Genomic DNA, 20,104 nt, shown 5'->3' with positions numbered 1-20,104 from the left:
GAGGCGAGCACCGCACTGCCTTCCCGATGCTGGAGGACGAAGGCACGGACTGCAGGGAACATGCACGGGACCGGAGATCAAGGATCGTCCGATCAGGGGTGCCGTCGAACTGTGCCCGTTCGAAGGCTCAGGCGGGTCCGGATCGCGCGATCCGGATCCTGTCGCAGACCGGCAACAGTCCGGCCGCCGCGTCGTCAGCGGCTGCGGGCGTTCGGATCGCGCACGGCGCCCGCCGCGGCCGCGCTGAGCGCCGCACTGATCACGACGAGGAGACTTGCGGAGATCATGGAACAGGCTCCTTGGAGTGAAGCGAACCAGCACCGATGATAGTTAATAACCCGTTAAACAGGCTCCGTTTCGAACTAGCTTTCCGTTGAACCAGTGCCAGGAGAAATTTTCGGCCGCAACATCAGTAATGGACCATAACGCTGAGCTTGTGTCGCGGCGAGGTCGGCTCGCGGATCGTCAACAGGGAAAGCGGAGGCCGGCCTGGCCCAGGCCTGCGCATCGAACGAGACCTTGCGGGCGTGCGCGATCACCCTGCAATCGGGCCCGTCTCTCAAGCTTCGGTGTGAAGCGCTGCCTTACGCCGGATCGGTCGCCGCCACGGCGGAGCGCGCGCTAAAGCCAGCGCTCGTCGATATCGGTGGCGTTTCGTTCGGCAAGGGGCTGCGTGTCGTCGCCCTCTGCGAACACCACGAGATCGTCGGGGCCGACATCGCGGGTGGCATAGAAGTCCCAACGCCGATGGATGACCCGGGGACCGCCGAAGATACGGAAAGCATTCCAGTAACGGTCGTCGCGGAAGCCGACATAGTGGACGCAGCGCGTCGTCATCCGCCGATCATCGGCGCTGACGCGCGTCCCGCCGCGAGACCCACCGCGCCAAGCGCGGCCGCAGGGGCAGCGACAGGCGATAGGCCGCCTCGGCGATCGCCAGCACGGGGCGGAAGCCGAGGATGCGCAGGCCGATCAGACGGCCGAGCCAGCGCCAGCCCGGGAGATTCATCCAGAGATGGGCGAACGCCTCGGCACCCGAGACCAGCCGCCCGTCCGCCGTGCGGACGTGGAAGCGTCGCAGGGCGGCCGCGTGGGTCAGCCCGGGCGCGAGCGTCGGCGCGGGCTGAGAGTGCCCGACATCGACGAAGGCGAGCCGGTCGGCGCCGTCGCAGGTGCGATAATGGCCGATCTCGGCGCGGCAGAGCGGGCAATCCCCGTCGTAGAAGATCCTCAGGGTCTCGCTGGATGCGCCGCTGGTCATGGGTTGTCAGAGCCTCAATTGGCCGGCGGGACCAGGGTCAGCTTCCCCTTGAAGGGCGCGGACTGGTTGCGGGTGCTGGTGCAGGCGTAGGTCTCCTCCCCCGCCTTCATCGTCCGCAGGCGCAGCGTGCCCTGGCCGTTCTGCTTGATCGTGTAGCCCTTCTCGCTCTCCACATGGACGAGGTCGCCGTCCGAATGCTGGATCAGCCCGTTCTCGAACTGACCCGGCGCGGTGAGGATTACGGGGGCGTCGGCGCTGCTCTTGATGTGGAGCACGACGTTCGTCTCCGCCGGCAGCCGGAGCTCGGCCGGATCACAGACCGGCTTGCCGTCCTGCATGCTGATGCTCAGTTCCACCGGCGGCGTCACGTCGCTTGCCGGGGGCGGAAGCGGCTTGCCCTGCGCAAAGGCCGGCCCGGCGACGAGACAGGCGACGAGGGCGGCCGCGCCACGGGTGAGAGTGGGCATCAGAGGCATCTCCGGGACGGGTTTTCGGCGGCAGCCACGCGGCGTGAGCCGACAGGTTCGGCGTGAGCCGACGGTACCGTCAGAAAGGCGACGCGCTCCGCCCTGTTCCCGGGCGCAACGCCGCACCGGGACCCGTCGGGCGGCCCTGCCCCGATATCAGTCCAGCCCGTAGCCGAGCAGGCCCTCGGTCGCCTGCCCCTCGCACTTGGCGTCGGTCGACACGAAATGGTCCCGGCCGCCGGCGAGGCAGCGGTAGATCGGGTGGCTGCCCGGTCGCGGCGCCTCGTAGAGATAGCCGGTCTGCCCCAGCGGGGTCCGGCCCTCGCAGTTCGGATCGCGGCTGAGGAAGTGGTCCGCCCCGGCCAGGCAGCTCATCAGCTTGGCGGTACCCGGCTTCGGCAGGAGGAACACCGTCCCGAGCGCGGTCTCCATCGTGTAGCCCGGGGCAATGTAGCCGGTGGTGACCCAGTGGCCGCCCGGTCCGAGCGCCCGCTTCAGGGGCGCACGGTCGGCGGCCGGGTTCTCGGTCGCCGCGGCGATCCGCCAAGTGCCCGGATAGGGATCGCCCCCGGAGAAATAGACCGTGACGGACGGCAGGAAGGGCGTGAGGCTGCCGAAGGGGTCACGCTGAAAGCCGGGGCTGTGATTGAGGTAGAACCCCGTCACGTCCGTGTTCAGGTCGCCGGCCGGGATCCAGGTCGCGGGTGCGCCGCTCAGCAGGGCCTTCAGCGGCATCCGGTAGAGACCCATTTGGTAGGTCTCGCGGTCGGGGTTTCGGGCCGGATCCTTGCAGGCGACCAGCTGGCAGTTGCGCCCCGGCAGCCCCGTGACGACGTAGACGTCGCCCGAAGACGGGTCGTAGGCGAAATCGGAGTTGGGATTGATGGTCGCGCCGTCGGCGGTCCGGTTGGGCACCCGGACCGGCGGATCGAAATGCACCGCGTCCGCCGTCCGGCGTACGTAGAGGTCGCCGAACCCCGCCACGCCCTGCGGGCCGGTCAGGTCGGTGGTGAACACGAGCAGGCTGGAGCGGCCGTCGAGGTTGATGGTCGCCGGCTGCCCGGCGCCGTAATTGCCCTGGGCCACGGTCGGGTTGAGCGGGGCGATGACCAGCTCGGGGTAGTCGATCCAGGTCACCTTGTCGTTGGAGAAGGCCAACCCGGTGTGGTTGTCGTGGCCCGGCAGGTTGTCGGCCCCCGAATAGTACATCGCGTAGGCGTAGGGCTGCCCGTCCGCGGGGTTGCGGAACGCGCCCTTGATCACGCTCGGATCGCAGACATACTGGCGGTTCCAGGATCCCGGCGTGGGCTGGAAGACGATCTGCGCCGGCGAGAAGCCCCCTTGGGCGGTGTAGGTCCGGTGGAAGATCACGTCGGTCTTGCCCTGGCCGCACCACCAGATGTCGGTCGTCTGGCCCTCGACGATGACGCTGGGGGCGTAATTGTATCCGCTCGGATTGGCCTCGTTGACGAACAGAGGCTGCGCCCCGGGGCCCTGCCAGCCGGCCTGCGCCACGGACAGGGACATCGTCGCCGTTGCGGCGAGGGCGAGACGAAGCAGCTTCGGTTTCACGGCCATTTTGTTCCGGTGCAGAGGGCATGACGGAGACCGCCCGCGCCGCAGACGCGGACCCGTCTCGCCAAGCCGGTTATATCGCGACCCGGTCACGCGCCCAGCATGGCCGCGGGGCGATCCGAACTGGCGCCCGGATCGCCCCGGCGTGCGACTTGACGGACGCGGCCGGATTCCACACACTTGGACTACCGCTGCCTGTAAGTCCCTGTAGCACTTTGGGAACTGCGCTCATGCGGGCGTGCAGCGCCGGGGCGTGGCCGGGCTAGAGAACGGGATTGAGCCCGGGACGATCCCCCCGTCCCACGGGGGCGCAAAGTCGCGCCGGAAGGATTGTGAAGGCCCGTGAATTCCACAGCCCTGTTCACGATGGTGAGCCTTGTTCTCGGATGGGCCATCCTGGCGGGGGCTGCGCTCGCGAGTGGCCGGGTGCCGACCTTCGCGTTCCTGATCCTCACGGTGATCGCGCTCTACCTCTACGTGCCGTGGGTTCGGCTGCGCGCCAGCGGGATCGACGGGTCCAGCCGGCCGGTCCGGTTCTGGACGAACGCCGCCATGCTGATCGTCACGGTGGCGGCCTGCTTCGCCCTCTGCGTGATGCTGGCCCGTCGGGTCGGGTGGCTGTGATCGGGGCCCGGACCCGGGATCACGGAGCCGTAACGGCTGCGTCTGCGCGGGGTCGCTCGGAACGCGCGTCCAACCAGCGGTTCGAACGGTCCGATCACACGGGATCGGCTCAGATCTCCAAGTAGGTGGGATCGAACTGCGCCAGCCGTTCCAGGCGTGGGCGATCGAGGAAGGTCAGCTGGCCGCCGCGCAGATGGATCAGCCGGCTTTCGCGCAGGCTCTTCAGAACCCGGTTGACGTGGACCGGGGTCAATCCCAGAGCGTCGGCGAAGTCGCTCTGCGTGATCCGCATCTCGAAGCTGTCCTCGGTGGCGAAGCCCACCGCCGCCAGCCGCCAGCGCAACTCGCACAGGAGATGCGCCATCCGCTCGATCCCGACCCGGCGCCCCAGGCTGACGATCCATTCCCGGGCAATGGCCGCCTCGCGGCGCAGGCGGTGGCCGAGGGTGGCGGTCAAGTCCCGGTGGTCGAGGGCGGCGATCCGCGCCAGGGAAATCTCGCCGACCGTGCATCGGGTGAGCGTGTTGACGGCATAATCCGCGCGGTTTGCGACGATCGCCTCCGGATCGCAGAGGTCGCCGGGTATCAGGATCGCTGTGATCTGCCGGCGCCCATCTCGCAGCATGCGGCTGCGACAGGCGTGACCGGCGAGCAGCAGATGAGCGACGCCCGGCTCAGCACCGGGCAGCAGCAGATCGTGCTGCTTGGCGATGGACCGCTCCCGCATGGGCAGGCCAAGCTCTCTGGCGAACCCATCAGGGGTTGCCGGACGGGTCCCAAACAGGCGGCCCAGATCGGCCATTGGGGCAGTGAGCATAGGACGCACTCCAGGTCATTGGCGACGCGCCAACCCGGATATTCAAAGCGCGTGAGATCAGCGCATCTTCCAGTACAAGTCGTTAGGAAATGATTGGACCAGAAGTCGTTCCAATATTTTCTGAGGCGTACGCAATCGGACCTTGGATATTTGCACGATTTAATTGCGCATTCAACGATCGATGACCGTCACGGTTGGATCCGAAATCGGACGCGGCCGGATCCAGCGACACGCCCTCGCGCCGCAGCCACAGAGTGCGGGACGAACCCGCGGTCGCGAGAAGCCGCAGCGTCCGGGTCTGCAGGTCAGGCTATTTCGCGCTCATCCTTCGCCCGATTGCGCGATGTTGACATAGATCTACCCGCAAAAACCTATGTTAATGTCGGATCATTCACTCATCAGACTCGTGAAAATCTCTTTGCCGAAAGAAATTTCGTGTTGATTTCACAAGGGAAAATTGGATTTCGACCTCTTAAATCGTTCTCAATGCGTCCGTCGACTGAACCGATGTCCTGAGCCCGGGTTGGATAGAAAGCGAGGCGCGATGCTCCCGTGGAGTACGGGACCCGCGGCCGATCGTGCGGTGGGCTTCACCGCGCCGTCCCTCACGCGAGGAACACTCATCATGTACTATCACGACAAGCGCCTGCAGTACCCGGTCAAGGTCGACAGCCCGGATCCGATTTACGCCCGCATGCTTCAGCAGGCGATCGGCGGTGTCGAGGGCGAGATCCGGGTCGCGTTCCAATACTTCTTCCAGGCCTGGGGCAACCGTGCCCCGACCACCAAGTACCGGGACATGCTGCTCCACACGGCCACCGAGGAGATCGGCCACATCGAGATGCTGGCGACCGCGGTGGCGATGAATCTCGAGACCGCCCCGACCAAGGTTCAGGAGGCCGGCGCGGCCGACGCGATCGTCGGCGCCGTGATGGGCGGCGAAAATCCGCGCCACATCGCCGAGGGCATGCTGCACAAGACGCTGTTGTCCGCCGGCATGGCCGCCTTCCCGGGCAATTCCGATGGTGTGCCCTTCGACATGAGCCACATCTACGCCAGCGGCAACATCGCGGCCGACATGTACTGCAACGTTGCGGCCGAGAGCACCGGGCGCGTCCTGGCGGTGCGTCTCTACAACGCCACGAACGATGCCGGCATGCGCGACATGTGGAGCTTCCTCATCGCCCGGGACACGATGCACCAGCAGCAATGGCTGGCGGTGATCGAGGAACTCGGCGGTCATGCCGGCACGCTGCCGATCCCGAATTCCTTCCCGCAGGAGAAGGAGAACCAGAAGTTCAACTACAACTTCTTCGGGACCGCTGCGGACGGCTCGCCGCCCCCGGCCGGCCGCTGGAGGGAAGGCCCCTCGCTCGACGGCAAGGGCCAGTTCAGCGTCGTGCAGAACCAGCCGATGGGCGAAGCGCCGGTGCTCGGTCCGGCACGGCCGGACAGCGCGGCCGAGACCCAGCAGATCGGCTGACGGCCCGGCGCTTCGAAGCGTCACCCGCGCGGACCAAGACAGATCAGGCCCAAAAATGGTGATACGCGCTACATTCGTCGAGGGTCGCGTCTGCCTTGCCCGCACCGACGCGGAGCGTGCCCCGCTGGTCCGGCGGCTCGGCCGGATCGAGGGGCAGGTCCGCGGGCTTCGGGCGATGATCGAGGCGGATCGCTACTGCCTGGACGAAATCCAGCAGATCCGGGCGGCCAGCGCCGCGCTGCGCGAGGTGGGGCTTCTGATCATCGGCCAGCACCTCGAGGCGGGCTTGGCCCTGGCGACGAGCCAGCCGCAGGACCGCGAGGCGGTGCTGGAGGATCTCCTGCGCGTCCTGCGGTCCGGCTTGGTGGAGGCCCGGTCGGGTTGACCGGCTCGGCCCTCGGCGGCTCCGCTCGCGGCGATCCGGGTCGACAGGGAGGGGAGATCAGTGGCGCGTCAGGGTCTCGACCACCGTGCCGTGCTCGATCGTCTCCGAGAAGCGGGCCAGTCGCCGCTGGCTCGCTTCGCTCAGGCCGCCGGCATGGGCAAAGGTGGTCAGTGCGATGCCGACGAGGAAGCGCGCCTCCTCCTCGGTCACGGCGCGTCCGCTCAGCGTGCTCGCCGCGCCGCGCACGGCCAGCACGGCCTGCTGGAAGGCCGGATCGTCTTCGAGGTCGGACAGGCGTGTCATGCATGTAGTCCCGAGTTCGGCGTCCGGCTGCAGCACTACGGCTTCGCTTCGCAGGCCGCCAGCGCAACATGCTTCGGTGCCGGTGCGCAGATGCAGTGTGACGCAGGACAGGTTTTCGCGCGAGACATCCGGAGCGAAAGCGTGCCGCCGGCCCACTATTCCGCTTGGATTAGCAGCCGGCACATCATGGATCAATCTTAAGATCTCGATATCGGCTGATCTATGTTGCGGCGATCGTCTTGGGATCGGGCGCTAATGGCCGGACCGATACTCTTTATTCCTCATAGGTGATCGACGATCATGCTTCGACACACCAGTGACGGCGGGACAATCGCCCCGCAGGCTCCCCGGCTGCCCGGCAGCGTCCAGTCGCACCTGGGCCATCTGCTCGCGGCGACTTACGCGCAGGATGTGATTGAGCCGCCCATCGCGGATCGCTTCGCCGACCTCCTGAAGCTCCTGGATGCGGCCTTCGGCAAGGCCCGGGACGGCCACGAGAAGGCGTTCCAGGCTGCCCTGCTGCGCCTGGTGCCGAACCTGCAGCGCTTCGCGCGCTCGCTGCTGCGCAATCACGTCGGGGCCGACGACCTCCTGCAGAACACGCTGCTGCGGGCATGGCGCTCGCGGGCCGGCTTCGCGCCGGGCACGAACCTGGAGGCGTGGCTGTTCACGATCATGCGCAACCAGTTCTACAACGAGCACCGCAAGCGCGGCCGCGAGGTGCAGGACGAGGACGGCGCGCAGGCGGAGCGAATGGTGTCGCTGCCCGAGCAGGGCGGCCATCTCGACCTGAGCGACGTGCGCGCCGCCCTCGACCGGCTGGCGCCGGCGATGCGGCAGGCGCTGGTGCTCGTCGCGATCGAGAACCTCACCTACGAGGAGACCGCTTCCGTCATGCAGTGCCGGATCGGCACCGTGAAGAGCCGCGTCTGGCGCGCCCGGACCCAGCTCGCCGAACTGCTGGGCTATACCGGCCTGGAGGTCGGCACCGACGAAGTCATGCTGGCTGCGGCTGGGCCGCGGAGCCGGAGACCCACCACAATCTCCTGATTGCAGCCCACGGGTAAGGGCTCGCCTCGGGCACTCAGCGCGCGTAGGAACGTTCAACCGTCACGCGCGCCAGGAGTCGCCGGTCCCGCATGCCGTTGCCCGAGTTCGCCCGTCGGACCCTCCTCCTCGCTCTGCTGCTCATCCCATGCGCGTTTCCGGCCCAAGCCGCGCCCGGACCTGCGGCGCGGGCCTGGCTGTCGGATCTCGTCATGCGGATCGATGCCGCCGAACGCGCCGAACGGCGGCCGGGATCGCGGCGGCGGGGCGGCACCGTGGTGGTCCATGTGGAGATCGCCCCCGACGGGGTGTTGCAGCGGGTCGAGATCGAGCGCAGCTCGGGCTCGCCCGATCTCGACCGGCGGGCGCTGCGCGCTGTCCGGGGCGTCGGCTCGCTCGCCGCACCGCCGAAGGGCCTCGTAGGCAGCACGGGCCTAGCCGATCTCAGCATTCCGGTCGAACTCGGGCGCTGAACAGTCTGCGGTCCGGCGACGACGCGGTCGCCGAAGCCCTCTCCCCGGAGGCGGGGCGAGAGGATACCCCGGCACAGCAGGGCTGGATGATCGGCCGCGACGCGAAGTCTGCATCCGATAGCCCTCGGAGGAGCGGCGTGAATCCGGCGACGATTCCGCGCCGTAGGGATCCGCGACGCGGGACAAACCCGGTCCCGCACGCCGACGGTGCTTGAGGCCAAAGCCGCCGACAGCCTATGAGCGCGGTCACGGCGGTGCGTCCCCTCGCGCGCAGCCAACCGTTCCCACGATCCTCCCGGAGGTCGATGTCGGGCTTCAGCTTCATCCATGCGGCCGATCTGCATCTCGGCTCGCCGTTGGCGAGCCTGGCGACCCGCGACGCGGATCTCGCCCGCCGCCTCGCCGCGGCCGGGCGGCACGCCTTCGAGGATCTGGTCACGCAGGCGATCGAGCGGCAGGTGGCCTTCGTGGTCGTGGCCGGCGACGTCTACGACGGCGACTGGGCCGACAACACGATCGGCCTGTTCTTCGCCCGGCAGGTGGCGCGTCTCGACCGCGCCGGCATCCCGACCATCCTGGTCCGGGGCAACCACGACGCCGAGAGCGTGATCACCAAGTCGATCACCCTGCCCCCCTCGGTCCACGTCTTCGAGGCCAAACGCGCCGGCACCCATCGCCTCGACGCCCTGCGCGTCGCCCTGCACGGCCGCAGCTTCGAGAACCGGGCCGTCCCGGAAAACCTGTCGTTGACCTACCCGGAAGCCTTGCCGGGCTGGTTCAACCTCGGGATCCTCCACACCTCCTGCACGGGCCATGCGGGCCACGAAACCTACGCCCCCTGCTCGATCGCCGACCTCCAGGCCCGGGGCTACGATTACTGGGCGCTCGGCCATATCCACGAGTATGCCGAGCTGTCCCGGGATCCCTGGATCGTGTTCCCCGGCAATCTCCAGGGCCGCAGCATCCGCGAATGCGGTCAGAAGGGCGCCGTCCTGGTCGCGGTGTCCGACGGACGGGTGACCGGCCTCACCCGCCTCGCCCTCGATCGCGCGCGGTTCGAGCAGGTGTCGGTGGATCTCACCGACGCCACCGATACCCGCAGCGCGATCGAGGCCGCCGAGGCGGTCCTTGGGCCGCTGGCGGACGCGGCGGCGGGCCGCTTGGTCCTGGTGCGCGTCCACCTGAGCGGCACCACGAAGGCCCACGACGCGCTCGCCGCCGACCGGGACGGCGTGACGGCCGAGATCCAGGCTGCGGCCCACCGGTTGCACGAGGATCTCTGGCTGGAGCGCCTGAAGATCGCGACGCGTCGGCCGCCGGCCGCGGTCGAGTCCTCCGGTGCCGCGATCGACCCGGCCGCCCTGATGGCGGATCTCGACCGCGATCCGGAATTCCGGACCCGGGCCGGGGCCGCCCTCGCGCAGATCCGCGGCCGTCTGCCCGCTCCGGTGGCCGCCGAGGCGGATCTGGAGGCCGAGTTCGACGCCCTCTGCGCCGAGGCCGAGGCGCTGATCCTCGGCCGTCTCACCGGCCGGCACTGCTGAGCGGATCGAGAGCCCCCGATGCGCCTGATCCACCTCGCCCTGGAGCGCTACGGTGCCTTCACGGACCGCACGATCGCCTTCCGGCCGGATGCGCGCCTGCACGTGGTGCTGGGCGCCAACGAGGCCGGCAAGAGCACGGCGCTCGCGGCCGTCACCGACCTGCTGTTCGGCTTCGGGAAATCCACCCCGTATGCCTTTCAGCACGACATGCCCCTGCTGCGCCTGGGCGCCGAGATCGCCGCCGCGGACGGGCGCCGGCTGAGCTTCCGCCGCCGGAAGGGCAACACCCGCACCCTGATCGACGCCGCCGAGGCGCCGATCCCCGACGACGCCCTGGCACCGTTCCTCGGCGGCATCTCGCGAACCGTGTTCTGCCGCGCCTTCGGCCTCGACGCGGCCAACCTGCGGGCGGGCGGGCGCGAGATGGTCGATGTCGAGGGTGAGGTCGGGGCGAGCCTGTTCGCGGCGGGCTCGGGTCTGCGCGGGCTCACGGAGCTGCACGCAGCACTGGAGGGTGAGGCTGACGCGATCTTCACGCCCCACAAGGCCAAGCACCGGACCTTCTACCAAGCGCTGGAACGCCACGACAATGCCCGCCGGACGATCCGCGACACGAGCCTGCGCGCGACGGATTGGCGTGCCCTGAACGACGAGATCGCGGCGGCCGCCGGCCAGCTCGAAGCCCTCCGCGACGCCCAGAAGGATCTGGCTGTGGCGCGCGCGCGGCTGGAGCGGTTCAAGCGGGTCCGGCCGATCCTGTCCGAGATCGACGCCCTGGCGCAGCGCATCGATGCCCAGGATGGCTTGGTCGATGCCGATCCTGCCTGGATCGAACGCCTCGGTACGGCCCTCGCCGGGTGCCGCGCCGCGGAGGCCGAGGCCGAACGGGCCGGCTCCGCCGTCGCCCGCGCCCGGGACGACGCGGAGGCGGTGTCCGTCGAGCCGGGCCTGACGCTCCGGGCCGACGAGATCCTTGCGTCGTTCAGCGGCACCAAGGAATTCGAGAAGGGCGGCACCGACCTGCCCCGGATCGAGGGTGAGATCCACAAGGTCGACCTGGATCTCGAACGGTTGCGCGCCCGGATCGGCCTCGCCGACCTTGCGGCCCTGGAGGCCGGCCAGCCGACCGACGCCGCCCGGGCCCGGATCGACCGGCTGATCCGGGACCACAGGACACTCGCGGCCGCCGAGGACCAGCTCGCCCGCGATCACGCGGCGGCGCTGGCCGAGCGTGACCGTCTGGCCGGGGAGATCGAGGCCGCAGGGGCCACGCGCGATCCGACCCCGCTGCGCGAGGCGCTGAAGCCCCTGGCCCGGCTCCACGAGCGAATTGCCGCCTTCGACAGCCTCAGCGCCAATATCCGGCACGAGACGGCGCTGCTGCGCAATCAGGCGGCGCGGATGTCGCCGGCCATCTCCGATATCGCCGCCCTCGTCCGGACGCCCCTGCCCCACCCGGAGGCGGTGGCGGGCTATCGTGTGCTCCTCGACGGAAAGGCCCGCGAGCGGGAGCGGGCCGCCGACCACCGCGACGCGGCGCAGCGTCAGGTCAAGGCCACCCGGGACCGGCTGCGCGAGCGCGCGGCCGGCCAGCCGATCGCCACCCGGGAGCGCGTCGCGGCGCTTCGGGAGGCGCGCGACGCGGCCTTCGCGCCGCTGCGGGGAGCCCTGGAGTCGGGGCGTATGCTGGGATCCGCCGAGATCGCGGCTTACGAACGTGCGCGGCTCGACGCGGACCGCTTGGCCGATGCGCGCGCGGACGACGCCGCCCGGGTTGCGGCCCACGCGGCCGACCTCGACCGCCTCGCCGCCGAGGAGGAGACCCTCGCCGGGGGCCTGCACGACCTCGCCGGGATCGAGGCTCAGATCGCCGAAGGCGAGGCCGCGTGGCGCGCGGCTTGGGCGGGTACCGGCATCACCCCCGCCTCGCCGGCCGAGATGGCGGCGTGGCTCGCCGAGGTCGAGGATCTGGTCGAGGCCGAGCAGCGGCTCTCGGGTGACCGGCTCCGGCTCGACGAGACCCGCGCCGCGATCGAGTCCGCCCGGGCACCGCTCGCCGCGCTCAGTGCCCGCGCTGGGCTGGACGCCTCGCCCGGGATCGAGGTCGGGCCGGCTCTCGAACGGCTCGAAGCGCGCCTCGCCACGCTCACCAGCCGATGGGAGGCCAGCCTGCAGACCGGCGGGCTCCTGCGCGCCTCCCGCGCCGCGGCCGAGCGGCTGGACGCTGCCCGGGCCGAGACGGGGAACCGCCGAGCCGCGTGGCAGAGTGAGTGGAGCGCCGCATTGCGGCTTATCGGGCTCGACGCCTCGGCCCGGCCCGAGGAGGCCGAGAGCGCCCTTGAGGCGTGGCGGGCGGTGCCCGAACGGCTCTCCGAGCGCGCCGCCCTGACCCGACGGGCCGCCGGCATCCGGCGCGACATGGAGGCGTTCCGGAGCGCCGCTGCAGCGCTCGTTGAAACGCTCGCCCCCGATCTCGCGGAGGCCGGCCCCACGGCGGCGATCCGCGCCCTCCACGGCCGGCTCGTCGCCGCCCAGGCCCGCGAGGCCCGGCGGGTCGAGCTCGACCGGCGGCTGGACGAGGCCGCCTCGGCCGGCCGCGCCGCCGCCGACGCGTTGGCGACCGCGCGCGCGGCGCTGACCCGCCACGTCGCCGCACGGATGTCGGATCGGGGCGAGGCGCCGATGCCGGAACTCGAAGCACTGTTCGGTCGTCTCAGCGCCCGGGAGGCGCTCCGTGCCGAGCTGGAGCGGCTGCGTGTCAGCCTCGCGGGCGCGTCGGATGGGCTGGCGGAGGCCGAGCTGCGCGCCGGGCTCGAGGCGCTGCCGCCCGAGGCGATCGAGGCCGAGCTGGCCCGGCTCGCCCTCGAAGCCGAGGAGCTGGAGGAGCGCGGCCGGGTGATTTTCTCCGACCGGGACAGGGCCGAGCGGCGCCGGGCGGAGCTGGAGGGTGGGACCGGCGCCGAGCTGGCGCTCGCCGAGCGCAAGGCCGCGGAGGCCGATCTGCAGGCGGCAGCCCGATCCTGGGCGGTGCTCCGGCTGGCCGGGCTGATGCTCGGTCAGGCGGTGGCCCGGCACCGGTCGGGGCAGCAGGATCCCCTGGTGGCCCGGGCCGGGGCGCTGTTCCGGTCGCTGACCGGTGGCGGCTTCTCGGGCCTCGCCCAGACCTTCGACGAGGCCGATACCCCCAAGCTCGCCGGGCAGCGCAGCGGGGGCGGCATGGTCGCGATCGAGGGCATGAGCGAGGGCACCCGCGACCAGCTCTACCTCGCCCTGCGGCTCGCCTATCTGGAGGATTACGCTGCGCGTGCCGAGCCGGCGCCGTTCATCGGCGACGATCTTTTTTCGACGTTCGACGAGGCGCGCACCGGGTATGGCCTCGACGCGCTCGCCGAGATCGGCGCCGCGGTGCAGCCGATCCTGTTCACCCACCACCGCCACGTGGCCGAGATCGCCCGTGCGCGGCTGGGGGACGCGGTGGATGTGGTGGCGCTGTAGGGGGCGGGCTTCAATCGCTCAGGATTGGTTGTCTCCGCGGATCCCCCTCCCCCGCAGAGGGGGGAGGGAGAGACGCGGAGGCCGCTCCGGGCCTCCTCCTCCGAAAGCCCGCGCCCGCCACCTCTCTCACCCCCCGAGATACCGCGCCTCCAGATGCGCCCGGAACGCCGCCGTGCCGAGCGGCGCCCCCGTGGCGCGGGTCAGCAGCGCGTCTGTATCGAGCAGGCTGCCGACCTCATGCACGTTCGCGCGCAGCCAGCGCCGCAGCGGCGCGAAATCGCCCTGCGCCAGGCAGCCCGGCAGCGCCGGCTCGGCCGCCCGGGCCGCCCGGAACAGCTGCGCCGCCGCGAGTGCGCCCAGCGTGTAGGTCGGGAAATAACCGAAGGCCCCGCTCGGCCAGTGGATGTCCTGCAGGCAGCCCATCCGGTCGTCCGGGACCGTGAGCCCCAGCAGATCGCGCATCCCGTCGTTGAACGCCCCCGGCAGGTCTCGCACCGCGAGATCGCCCGCGATCATCGCGGTCTCCAGCCGGTAGCGCAGCAGGATATGGGCCGGGTAGGTCGCCTCGTCGGCATCGACCCGGATGAAGCCCGGCGCGACCCGGGTGTTGAGCGCGTGCAGGTTCTCCGGCGACCATTCCGGCCCCGTGCGCCCGAACGCCTCCCGCAGCAGGGGCGCCAGGAAGGTGAAGAAGTCCCGGCTCCGGCAGGCCTGCATCTCGACGATGAGCGACTGGCTCTCGTGCAGGCTCATGCCCCGGGCCGCACCCACGGGCTGGTTGCGCCAGGAGGCCGGCCGGCCCTGCTCGTAGAGGGCGTGGCCGGTCTCGTGCAGCACGCCCATCAGCGCGCGGCCGAAATCGGCCTCGTCGTAGCGGGTGGTGATCCGGACGTCGTCGGTGGCGCCGCCGCAGAACGGATGGAGGCTGATGTCGAGCCGGCCCCGGGTGAAGTCGAACCCCACCGCCTCCATGAGCCTGAGGCCGAGGGCGCGCTGCACCGCCACGTCGAACGGGCCGGTCAGCGGCACCGGCGCCGGCTGGCCGGCCTGGATCTCCCGGGCCTGGGCGATCAGCCCCGGCAGCCAGGACGTCAGATCGGAAAACAGCGGGTCGATCGTCGCCCGGCGCATGCCCGGATCGTAGCTGTCGAGCAGCGCGTCGTAGGGGTCGAGCCCCAGGGCCGCCCCTTTGGCCTGTCCGATCTCGCGCTGGAGCCGAAGCACCTCGGCGAGGTGGGGCTCCAGCGTGGCGAAGTCCGCGTCGCGGCGCGCCTCGCGCCAGACCATCTCGGAGCGGGAGACCGCGCGGGAACTCGCCTCGACGAGATCGCGCGGCACCGCCGTGGCGTGGGCCTGCGCGCGGCGCATCTCGCGCAGGTTGGCGGCGGACCAGGCTTCGAGGCCGCCGTCCCGCTCGGCCGCGTCGAGATCCCCGGCCGCCTCGGGCTCGGTCAGCATCGCGTGGGCGAGGCCGCGCAGGATCGCGAGCTGGTCGCCCCGCGCCGACGCGGCGCCGTCCGGCATCAGGGTCTGCGCATCCCAGCCGAGGATCCCGGCGGCCCCTTCGAGGGCGGCGAGGCGGGCGAAGCGCTGTTCGAGGGTCTGGTAGGCGGTCATGCGGTCTCCGGTCCGGTCCATCGTGCAGGCGGTTGCAGGGCTCACCCCGCCTGCAGCATCTCCAGCTCCAGCCAGCGGTCCTCCGCCTGCGACAGCTCGGTCTCGGCCTGCGCCAGCATGGTCGAGGCCTTGTCGAAGCGGGCGGGGTCGCGGGCGTACAGGTCGGGGTCGGCCAGGATCGTCTTGAGCTGGCCGATCGCCGCCTCCAGCTTCTGCATCCGGGCGGGCAGCGTCTTCAATTCGTGCTGCTCGTTGAAGCCGAGCTTGGGCTTGCCTGCCGGCTGCGCCGCCGGATTCGCCGATCGTTCGCGCGGCTCCTTCGCCTTCGGGACCGCGGCCCGCGCCTCGACGCCCTGACCGCGCTGGACCAGCATGTCGCTGTAGCCGCCGGCATACTCGACCCAGCGTCCCACGCCTTCGGAAACCAGGACACTGCCGGCCACCCGGTCGAGGAAGTCGCGGTCGTGGCTCACAAGGATCAGCGTGCCCTGGTAGTCGCTGAGCATCTCCTGCAGCAGGTCGAGGGTCTCGAGGTCGAGGTCGTTGGTCGGCTCGTCGAGGACGAGCAGGTTCGCGGGCTGGGCCAGGGCGCGGGCGATCAGCAGCCGGTTGCGCTCGCCGCCCGACAGCACCGAGACCGGCGTGCGCGCCTGCTCGGGGCTGAACAGGAAGTCCTTCAGATAGCCGATCACATGGCGGCTCTGGCCGTTCACCGTGACGCTGTCGCCGCGGCCGCCGGTCAGCACGTCGGTGACGGTCATCCCCGGTTCCAGCACGGCCCGGGCCTGATCGAGCACCACCGGCATCAGGTTGGTGCCGAGCACGACCTGCCCGGAATCCGGCTCCAGCCGGCCCATCAGGAGATTGATCAGCGTCGACTTGCCGGCGCCGTTCGCCCCGACGATGCCGAGCCGGTCGCCGCGCATCACCCGGAGCGACAGGCCGTCCACGATTGTGCGTTCACCGTAGGATTTCGCGATGTCGCGGGCCTCGACCACGAGGCTGCCGGAGGATTCGGCGTCCGAGGCCTGCATGCTGACGCTGCCGACCGGCCGGCGCACCTCGCGGCGGCTCTGGCGCAGCTCGTGCAGGTTGCCGAGACGTCGCACGTTGCGCTTGCGCCGTGCGGTGACGCCGTAGCGCAGCCAATGCTCCTCGGCGACGATCTTGCGGTCGAGCTTGTGCTGGTCGCGCTCCTCCTCCTCGAAGAAGGCGTCGCGCCACGCCTCGAAACCCGAAAAGCCCTGGTCGATCCGGCGGGTCTCGCCGCGGTCGAGCCAGATCGTCGCCCGCGACAGGGCTGAGAGGAAGCGCCGATCGTGGCTGATCAGCACGAGCGCGGCGCGGGTGGACCGGAGTTCCGATTCGAGCCACTCGATCGCCGGAAGGTCGAGGTGGTTGGTGGGCTCGTCGAGGAGCAGCACGTCAGGCTCCGGGGCGAGCGCCTGGGCAAGCGCGGTGCGTCGCCCCTCCCCGCCCGAGAGTTTCGTGGGGTCTTCCTCGCCCGTCAGCCCGAGGCTTTCCAGCAGATAGCGGGCCCGATGGGTCGATTCCCCAGGCGGCAGGCCGGCCTCGACAAAATCCATCGTGGTGGCGAAGCCGGAGAAATCCGGCTCCTGCGCGAGGTAGCGGATCGTGGTGCCGGGTTGCACGAAGCGGCGGCCCTTGTCGGGCTCGACCAGGCCCGCGGCGATCTTCATCAGCGTCGACTTGCCGGACCCGTTGCGCCCGACAAGGCAGGTTCGCTCGCCGGGCGCGATGGCGATCTCGCCGCGTGTGATCAGCGGCGTGCCGCCGAAGGTCAGCGCGACGTCTTGGAGAGTCAGAAGCGGGGGAGCGGCCATGCGCCGGCTTATGGCAGTGTGCGCCGGTCCGTTCAAACCCGCCCCCGCGTCTCTCCGATCAGGCGACGGGGTTTGCCGGACCCGGGGGGCTGATCTCCGGCGCGCCCGGATCGTTCACCGGAATCTCCGGCGGCTGGATGCCCGGCGCCTCGGCCGGAGTGTTGCCGGGGATCTCCGGCCCGGGCGGCTGGGTCGGCGCCTGCGGTGGTTCGTAGGGCCGATCCGGTCCGGGGCCGGGCTGCTGCGGCACCTCGGGGATCTGCCCCGGATCGGCGAGGGTGAAATCGGACACTCGGATCCTCTGCGCTGCCGACGCTGCATCTCGGCGTCGTTCCGGCGGAAACAAGGTCCGGCCGATCCGGTTCCGGACCGCTACTTCTTGGTCAGCAGGAGATTGCCCTCCTTGCTCGCCACCTTCTGGATCTTTTCGGCGAACAGGGCGAGCAGGAACGGCAGCTTCACCTCGAGCCGGACGCTCTCGGGGCCCACATCGATCGTGCCGGCGATCTTCTGCGCGACCGCGGAGACGCCGAAATCGAGGCGATCGCCCGTCCAGGCAAGCTGGTCCACGCTGATGCCGCTCTTGGCCAGGAAGGCGCGCGCCTGATCGGTGCCGTGCTCAAGGCGCCGCTTGGCCTCGTCGCGGCCGAGGTCGTGCGGGATGTCGACGATGAGGGGCTTGGGCATGGTAGGCTGATCCGAGCTGAACCCGGCAGCAGATGGGGCCTCGGGCCGCCTCAGACAACGCCCCGGGGGCCGCCCCGCCCTGTCGGGACGGAGGCGGCCCGGCGTTCTAGGCGCGTTGGGATCAGTTCAGGACGTGCAGCGACACGTAGGTCGTGCCGCCCATGCCCAGGGCACGGGCCGAGCCGCGCGACAGGTCGATGATGCGGCCGTGCACGAAGGGCCCCCGATCGTTGATGCGAACCACCACCGAGCGGCCGGTCCGGGTGTTCTCGACGCGGACGCGGGTGCCGAACGGCAGGCTGCGATGGGCGGCGGTCAGGCCGTTGGGGTTGAAACGCTCGCCACTCGCGGTGCGGTGACCGCTTCCGTACCAGGAGGCCCCTCCGCTCTGCGCGGCGGCCGGGAGGGTTGTTCCGACGACGGTGGTCAGCATTCCAAGTGAGACAACGAGCTTACCGAAACCAAACGACATTCTCACCGCATTCCCTTTGTTGTTATCGGGGCGGCGCCAGTCGTGTCAGAAATCGTCCGGAATAAGGCAGGTTTTCGCAACCGATTCACGTCACATTTTGGCCGATTTCGTGCTGATCAGCGCGATTACATGCCCGAGTGTGTCAGTTTATTTCGCGGCTTGTTACGGATGAAATAGTGCGTAGTCGTCCCCGGGTGGCGGAAAGAACTATGGATGTCGTGCCGCCGGCCTCGAAAATAGGTCATTGTTCCTAAGCCCTGCGCTGGCCGTGACCCTGCGTCCCGCTGAGATGGAGACGGCGCGCGCCAGCGGTGCGATCGCGGCGGTGATTGTCATGCCGGGCTGGTCGAGAAGAACTGCGCGCCCGAACGCCGGGGCAAGCGCAGACGAGCCGGCCTTTCGCGGCTTGAAGAGCGTCGTGCGCGCGCTGTAACCGAAGTTTAATCTTTGACGCGATGGGCCGGACATTGCGCTCGGCAAAATTTGCAGCCCCAGAACGGGACGCGGGCCGGCGAAATCTGAAAACGCGTCCTTTACCCTGTTCGGGCCATGGTCTGCCGGTCAGTCGCGTAACCGGTGTTTGCCATGGCTTCCCCGCGTACCGTGGCTGCCGACGTCGTCGCCCGGAAACAGGTCTCGCGTGCCGGGCGGCCCGCGTCGGCGCCACGGATGGGTCTCGTACCCGCCCAGCGTTCTCTGCCCCTCGATCAAGTGCTGATCGGGGATTGTATCGCAGCCATGAACAGCCTGCCGGCGTCGAGCGTCGACTGCGTGTTCGCCGACCCGCCCTACAACCTGCAGCTCGGCGAAGCCGGCCTGCTGCGCCCGGACCAGAGCCGCGTCGACGCCGTCGACGACGACTGGGACAAGTTCGCGACCTTCGAGGCTTACGACGCCTTCACCCGGGACTGGCTCGCGGCCTGCCGCCGCGTGATGAAGCCGAACGCAACCCTTTGGGTGATTGGGTCATACCACAACATCTTCCGGGTCGGGAGCGCGTTGCAGGATCTCGGTTACTGGATCCTCAATGACATCGTCTGGCGCAAGGCCAACCCGATGCCGAATTTCCGCGGCAAGCGGTTCACCAACGCCCACGAGACCCTGATCTGGGCCTCGCGCTCGGCGGAATCGAAGGGCTACACCTTCCATTACGACGCGCTCAAAGGGGGGAACGAAGACCTCCAGATGCGCTCGGACTGGTTCATTCCGCTCTGCACCGGCGAGGAGCGGCTGAAGGATGAGGCGGGCCACAAGGTCCACCCGACCCAGAAGCCCGAGGCCCTGCTGGCCCGCACCCTGCTCGCGGCGACCAATCCCGGCGACGTGGTGCTCGACCCGTTCTTCGGCACCGGCACCACGGGCGCCGTCGCCAAGCGCCTCGGCCGCCGCTTCATCGGCATCGAGCGCGAGACGACCTACGCCGAGGCGGCCCGCGCGCGGATCGCCGCCGTGGAGCCGCTGTCGAAGGCCGCCCTCATAGTGGCGCCGACCAAGCGGGCCGAGCCGCGGGTGCCGTTCCTGTCGGTGATCGAGGCGGGGCACATCCGTCCCGGCGAGATCGTCACCGACGAGCGTCGCCGCTTCCGCGCTACGGTGCGTCCGGACGGCCAGCTCGACAACGGCCTCGTGATCGGCTCGATCCACAAGATCGGCGCGCTGGTCCAGGGATTGCCGGCCTGCAACGGCTGGACCTTCTGGCACGTGGAGCGTGGCGGCAAGCCGTTGGTAATCGACAGCTACCGGGCCGGCCTGCGGCAGGCGATGGCGAACGGCTGAACCGCCCCTTCTTCGCTCCTGGGATCCCAAGGGGCTCAGCCCATTGGAAACCCAGTCTTTCCGAGACCTCTGACTAGAGCCGTGCCCGATCGCGTTGCACACGGTACACGACAGTGACACCACCGTCGCCGAATAGGGCGCGGGTCCCCTCTCCCGTGCGGGAGAGGGACAGGGTGAGGGATGAGAACTTTCCGGAAGAGGCGCACCCTGTCAGCGCCTTGAAGGTGCGCGCGA

At 69.9% G+C, this 20,104-nt stretch carries 19 protein-coding genes; 8 read left to right on the top strand and 11 right to left on the bottom strand.

Translation table 11 applies throughout. From position 1 onward, the window contains the following. Window positions 1-621 precede the first annotated feature (621 nt). The 4 genes from MKK63_RS21185 to MKK63_RS21170 all read right to left on the bottom strand — a co-directional run bounded on the left by MKK63_RS21185 (window position 622) and on the right by MKK63_RS21170 (window position 3,306). Entirely contained in the window at window positions 622-837 is a 216-nt protein-coding gene (locus MKK63_RS21185; protein ID WP_244005302.1) for a hypothetical protein, read from the bottom strand. A 7-nt stretch (window positions 838-844) separates the two neighbouring features. Beyond that, window positions 845-1,261, bottom strand: coding sequence for a thiol-disulfide oxidoreductase DCC family protein (locus MKK63_RS21180; RefSeq protein WP_244005300.1), 417 nt, complete (start codon window positions 1,259-1,261; stop codon window positions 845-847). A 14-nt stretch (window positions 1,262-1,275) separates the two neighbouring features. Next, complete coding sequence (locus tag MKK63_RS21175; protein WP_244005298.1) at window positions 1,276-1,728, bottom strand: anaerobic typically selenocysteine-containing protein; 453 nt, start codon at window positions 1,726-1,728, stop codon at window positions 1,276-1,278. Window positions 1,729-1,884: 156 nt separating this feature from the next. Then, window positions 1,885-3,306, bottom strand: coding sequence for a hypothetical protein (locus MKK63_RS21170; protein WP_244005296.1), 1,422 nt, complete (start codon window positions 3,304-3,306; stop codon window positions 1,885-1,887). Window positions 3,307-3,645: 339 nt separating this feature from the next. Here MKK63_RS21170 and MKK63_RS21165 point away from each other — a divergent pair, with 339 nt between their 5' ends. Further along, window positions 3,646-3,927, top strand: a complete 282-nt coding sequence (locus MKK63_RS21165) for a hypothetical protein (protein WP_244005294.1) — start codon at window positions 3,646-3,648, stop codon at window positions 3,925-3,927. Window positions 3,928-4,036: 109 nt separating this feature from the next. On the opposite strand, the gene MKK63_RS21160 is transcribed toward MKK63_RS21165, so the two are convergent. Next, window positions 4,037-4,654 carry a Crp/Fnr family transcriptional regulator gene (locus MKK63_RS21160; RefSeq protein ID WP_244005292.1) on the bottom strand — a complete coding sequence of 206 codons (618 nt, stop codon included), beginning with the start codon at window positions 4,652-4,654 and terminating at the stop codon, window positions 4,037-4,039. A 715-nt stretch (window positions 4,655-5,369) separates the two neighbouring features. On the opposite strand from MKK63_RS21160, the gene MKK63_RS21155 reads away from it, so the two are divergent. Further along, entirely contained in the window at window positions 5,370-6,227 is an 858-nt protein-coding gene (locus MKK63_RS21155) for a manganese catalase family protein (RefSeq protein ID WP_244005290.1), read from the top strand. Window positions 6,228-6,282: 55 nt separating this feature from the next. Next, window positions 6,283-6,612, top strand: a complete 330-nt coding sequence (locus MKK63_RS21150) for a metal-sensitive transcriptional regulator (RefSeq protein ID WP_244005288.1) — start codon at window positions 6,283-6,285, stop codon at window positions 6,610-6,612. 57 nt (window positions 6,613-6,669) lie between these two features. Here MKK63_RS21150 and MKK63_RS21145 read toward each other — a convergent pair whose 3' ends face one another. Beyond that, a complete protein-coding gene (locus MKK63_RS21145; protein ID WP_243927135.1) occupies window positions 6,670-6,915 on the bottom strand; it encodes a hypothetical protein in 246 nt (81 codons plus the stop codon). Window positions 6,916-7,215: 300 nt separating this feature from the next. Between MKK63_RS21145 and MKK63_RS21140 the strand changes: the two genes are divergently transcribed. From MKK63_RS21140 to MKK63_RS21125, 4 genes are all read left to right on the top strand, one after another. After that, on the top strand, window positions 7,216-7,965 hold the full coding sequence (locus MKK63_RS21140; RefSeq protein ID WP_244005286.1) for a sigma-70 family RNA polymerase sigma factor: 750 nt from the start codon (window positions 7,216-7,218) through the stop codon (window positions 7,963-7,965). 89 nt (window positions 7,966-8,054) lie between these two features. Further along, window positions 8,055-8,435, top strand: a complete 381-nt coding sequence (locus MKK63_RS21135; RefSeq protein WP_244005284.1) for an energy transducer TonB — start codon at window positions 8,055-8,057, stop codon at window positions 8,433-8,435. 305 nt (window positions 8,436-8,740) lie between these two features. Then, window positions 8,741-9,979 carry an exonuclease SbcCD subunit D gene (locus MKK63_RS21130; protein WP_244005282.1) on the top strand — a complete coding sequence of 413 codons (1,239 nt, stop codon included), beginning with the start codon at window positions 8,741-8,743 and terminating at the stop codon, window positions 9,977-9,979. A gap of 18 nt (window positions 9,980-9,997) precedes the next feature. Further along, window positions 9,998-13,474 carry an ATP-binding protein gene (locus MKK63_RS21125; RefSeq protein WP_244005280.1) on the top strand — a complete coding sequence of 1,159 codons (3,477 nt, stop codon included), beginning with the start codon at window positions 9,998-10,000 and terminating at the stop codon, window positions 13,472-13,474. A 126-nt stretch (window positions 13,475-13,600) separates the two neighbouring features. Here the strand turns inward: MKK63_RS21125 and MKK63_RS21120 are convergent, their stop codons facing one another. The 5 genes from MKK63_RS21120 to MKK63_RS21100 all read right to left on the bottom strand — a co-directional run bounded on the left by MKK63_RS21120 (window position 13,601) and on the right by MKK63_RS21100 (window position 18,094). Then, window positions 13,601-15,091 (bottom strand): carboxypeptidase M32, encoded by a 1,491-nt coding sequence (locus MKK63_RS21120; RefSeq protein WP_244005278.1) that lies wholly within the window; start codon window positions 15,089-15,091, stop codon window positions 13,601-13,603. Between the two features lie 41 nt (window positions 15,092-15,132). After that, window positions 15,133-16,935 carry an ATP-binding cassette domain-containing protein gene (locus MKK63_RS21115; RefSeq protein ID WP_244005276.1) on the bottom strand — a complete coding sequence of 601 codons (1,803 nt, stop codon included), beginning with the start codon at window positions 16,933-16,935 and terminating at the stop codon, window positions 15,133-15,135. A gap of 58 nt (window positions 16,936-16,993) precedes the next feature. Continuing rightward, on the bottom strand, window positions 16,994-17,227 hold the full coding sequence (locus MKK63_RS21110) for a hypothetical protein (RefSeq protein WP_244005274.1): 234 nt from the start codon (window positions 17,225-17,227) through the stop codon (window positions 16,994-16,996). 80 nt (window positions 17,228-17,307) lie between these two features. Then, window positions 17,308-17,622, bottom strand: coding sequence for a polyhydroxyalkanoic acid system family protein (locus tag MKK63_RS21105; protein WP_243927119.1), 315 nt, complete (start codon window positions 17,620-17,622; stop codon window positions 17,308-17,310). A 121-nt stretch (window positions 17,623-17,743) separates the two neighbouring features. Continuing rightward, the gene (locus MKK63_RS21100; protein WP_244005272.1) at window positions 17,744-18,094 is read right to left on the bottom strand and encodes a septal ring lytic transglycosylase RlpA family protein; all 351 of its coding nucleotides are present in this window, start codon (window positions 18,092-18,094) and stop codon (window positions 17,744-17,746) included. Window positions 18,095-18,679: 585 nt separating this feature from the next. On the opposite strand from MKK63_RS21100, the gene MKK63_RS21095 reads away from it, so the two are divergent. Continuing rightward, window positions 18,680-19,870: a site-specific DNA-methyltransferase gene (locus MKK63_RS21095; protein WP_279574787.1), complete on the top strand. Its 1,191-nt coding sequence runs from the start codon at window positions 18,680-18,682 to the stop codon at window positions 19,868-19,870. The last annotated feature ends 234 nt before the right edge of the window (window positions 19,871-20,104 follow it).

Origin of the sequence: Methylobacterium sp. J-088 (assembly GCF_022829295.1) — a bacterium.
Lineage (GTDB): Bacteria > Pseudomonadota > Alphaproteobacteria > Rhizobiales > Beijerinckiaceae > Methylobacterium.
Note: the sequence above shows the minus strand (reverse complement) of the source record. Positions and strands in the feature narration are given on the sequence as shown.

Coding starts and splice junctions, on each gene's coding strand:
- MKK63_RS21155 (WP_244005290.1), top strand. CDS start 5,370: ATGTACTATCACGACAAGCGCCTGCAGTACCCGGTCAAGGTCGACAGC.
- MKK63_RS21160 (WP_244005292.1), bottom strand. CDS start 4,654: ATGCGGGAGCGGTCCATCGCCAAGCAGCACGATCTGCTGCTGCCCGGT.
- MKK63_RS21145 (WP_243927135.1), bottom strand. CDS start 6,915: ATGACACGCCTGTCCGACCTCGAAGACGATCCGGCCTTCCAGCAGGCC.
- MKK63_RS21115 (WP_244005276.1), bottom strand. CDS start 16,935: ATGGCCGCTCCCCCGCTTCTGACTCTCCAAGACGTCGCGCTGACCTTC.
- MKK63_RS21185 (WP_244005302.1), bottom strand. CDS start 837: ATGACGACGCGCTGCGTCCACTATGTCGGCTTCCGCGACGACCGTTAC.
- MKK63_RS21150 (WP_244005288.1), top strand. CDS start 6,283: ATGGTGATACGCGCTACATTCGTCGAGGGTCGCGTCTGCCTTGCCCGC.
- MKK63_RS21100 (WP_244005272.1), bottom strand. CDS start 18,094: ATGTCGTTTGGTTTCGGTAAGCTCGTTGTCTCACTTGGAATGCTGACC.
- MKK63_RS21120 (WP_244005278.1), bottom strand. CDS start 15,091: ATGACCGCCTACCAGACCCTCGAACAGCGCTTCGCCCGCCTCGCCGCC.
- MKK63_RS21135 (WP_244005284.1), top strand. CDS start 8,055: ATGCCGTTGCCCGAGTTCGCCCGTCGGACCCTCCTCCTCGCTCTGCTG.
- MKK63_RS21180 (WP_244005300.1), bottom strand. CDS start 1,261: ATGACCAGCGGCGCATCCAGCGAGACCCTGAGGATCTTCTACGACGGG.
- MKK63_RS21125 (WP_244005280.1), top strand. CDS start 9,998: ATGCGCCTGATCCACCTCGCCCTGGAGCGCTACGGTGCCTTCACGGAC.
- MKK63_RS21105 (WP_243927119.1), bottom strand. CDS start 17,622: ATGCCCAAGCCCCTCATCGTCGACATCCCGCACGACCTCGGCCGCGAC.
- MKK63_RS21170 (WP_244005296.1), bottom strand. CDS start 3,306: ATGGCCGTGAAACCGAAGCTGCTTCGTCTCGCCCTCGCCGCAACGGCG.
- MKK63_RS21140 (WP_244005286.1), top strand. CDS start 7,216: ATGCTTCGACACACCAGTGACGGCGGGACAATCGCCCCGCAGGCTCCC.
- MKK63_RS21175 (WP_244005298.1), bottom strand. CDS start 1,728: ATGCCCACTCTCACCCGTGGCGCGGCCGCCCTCGTCGCCTGTCTCGTC.
- MKK63_RS21130 (WP_244005282.1), top strand. CDS start 8,741: ATGTCGGGCTTCAGCTTCATCCATGCGGCCGATCTGCATCTCGGCTCG.
- MKK63_RS21095 (WP_279574787.1), top strand. CDS start 18,680: ATGGCTTCCCCGCGTACCGTGGCTGCCGACGTCGTCGCCCGGAAACAG.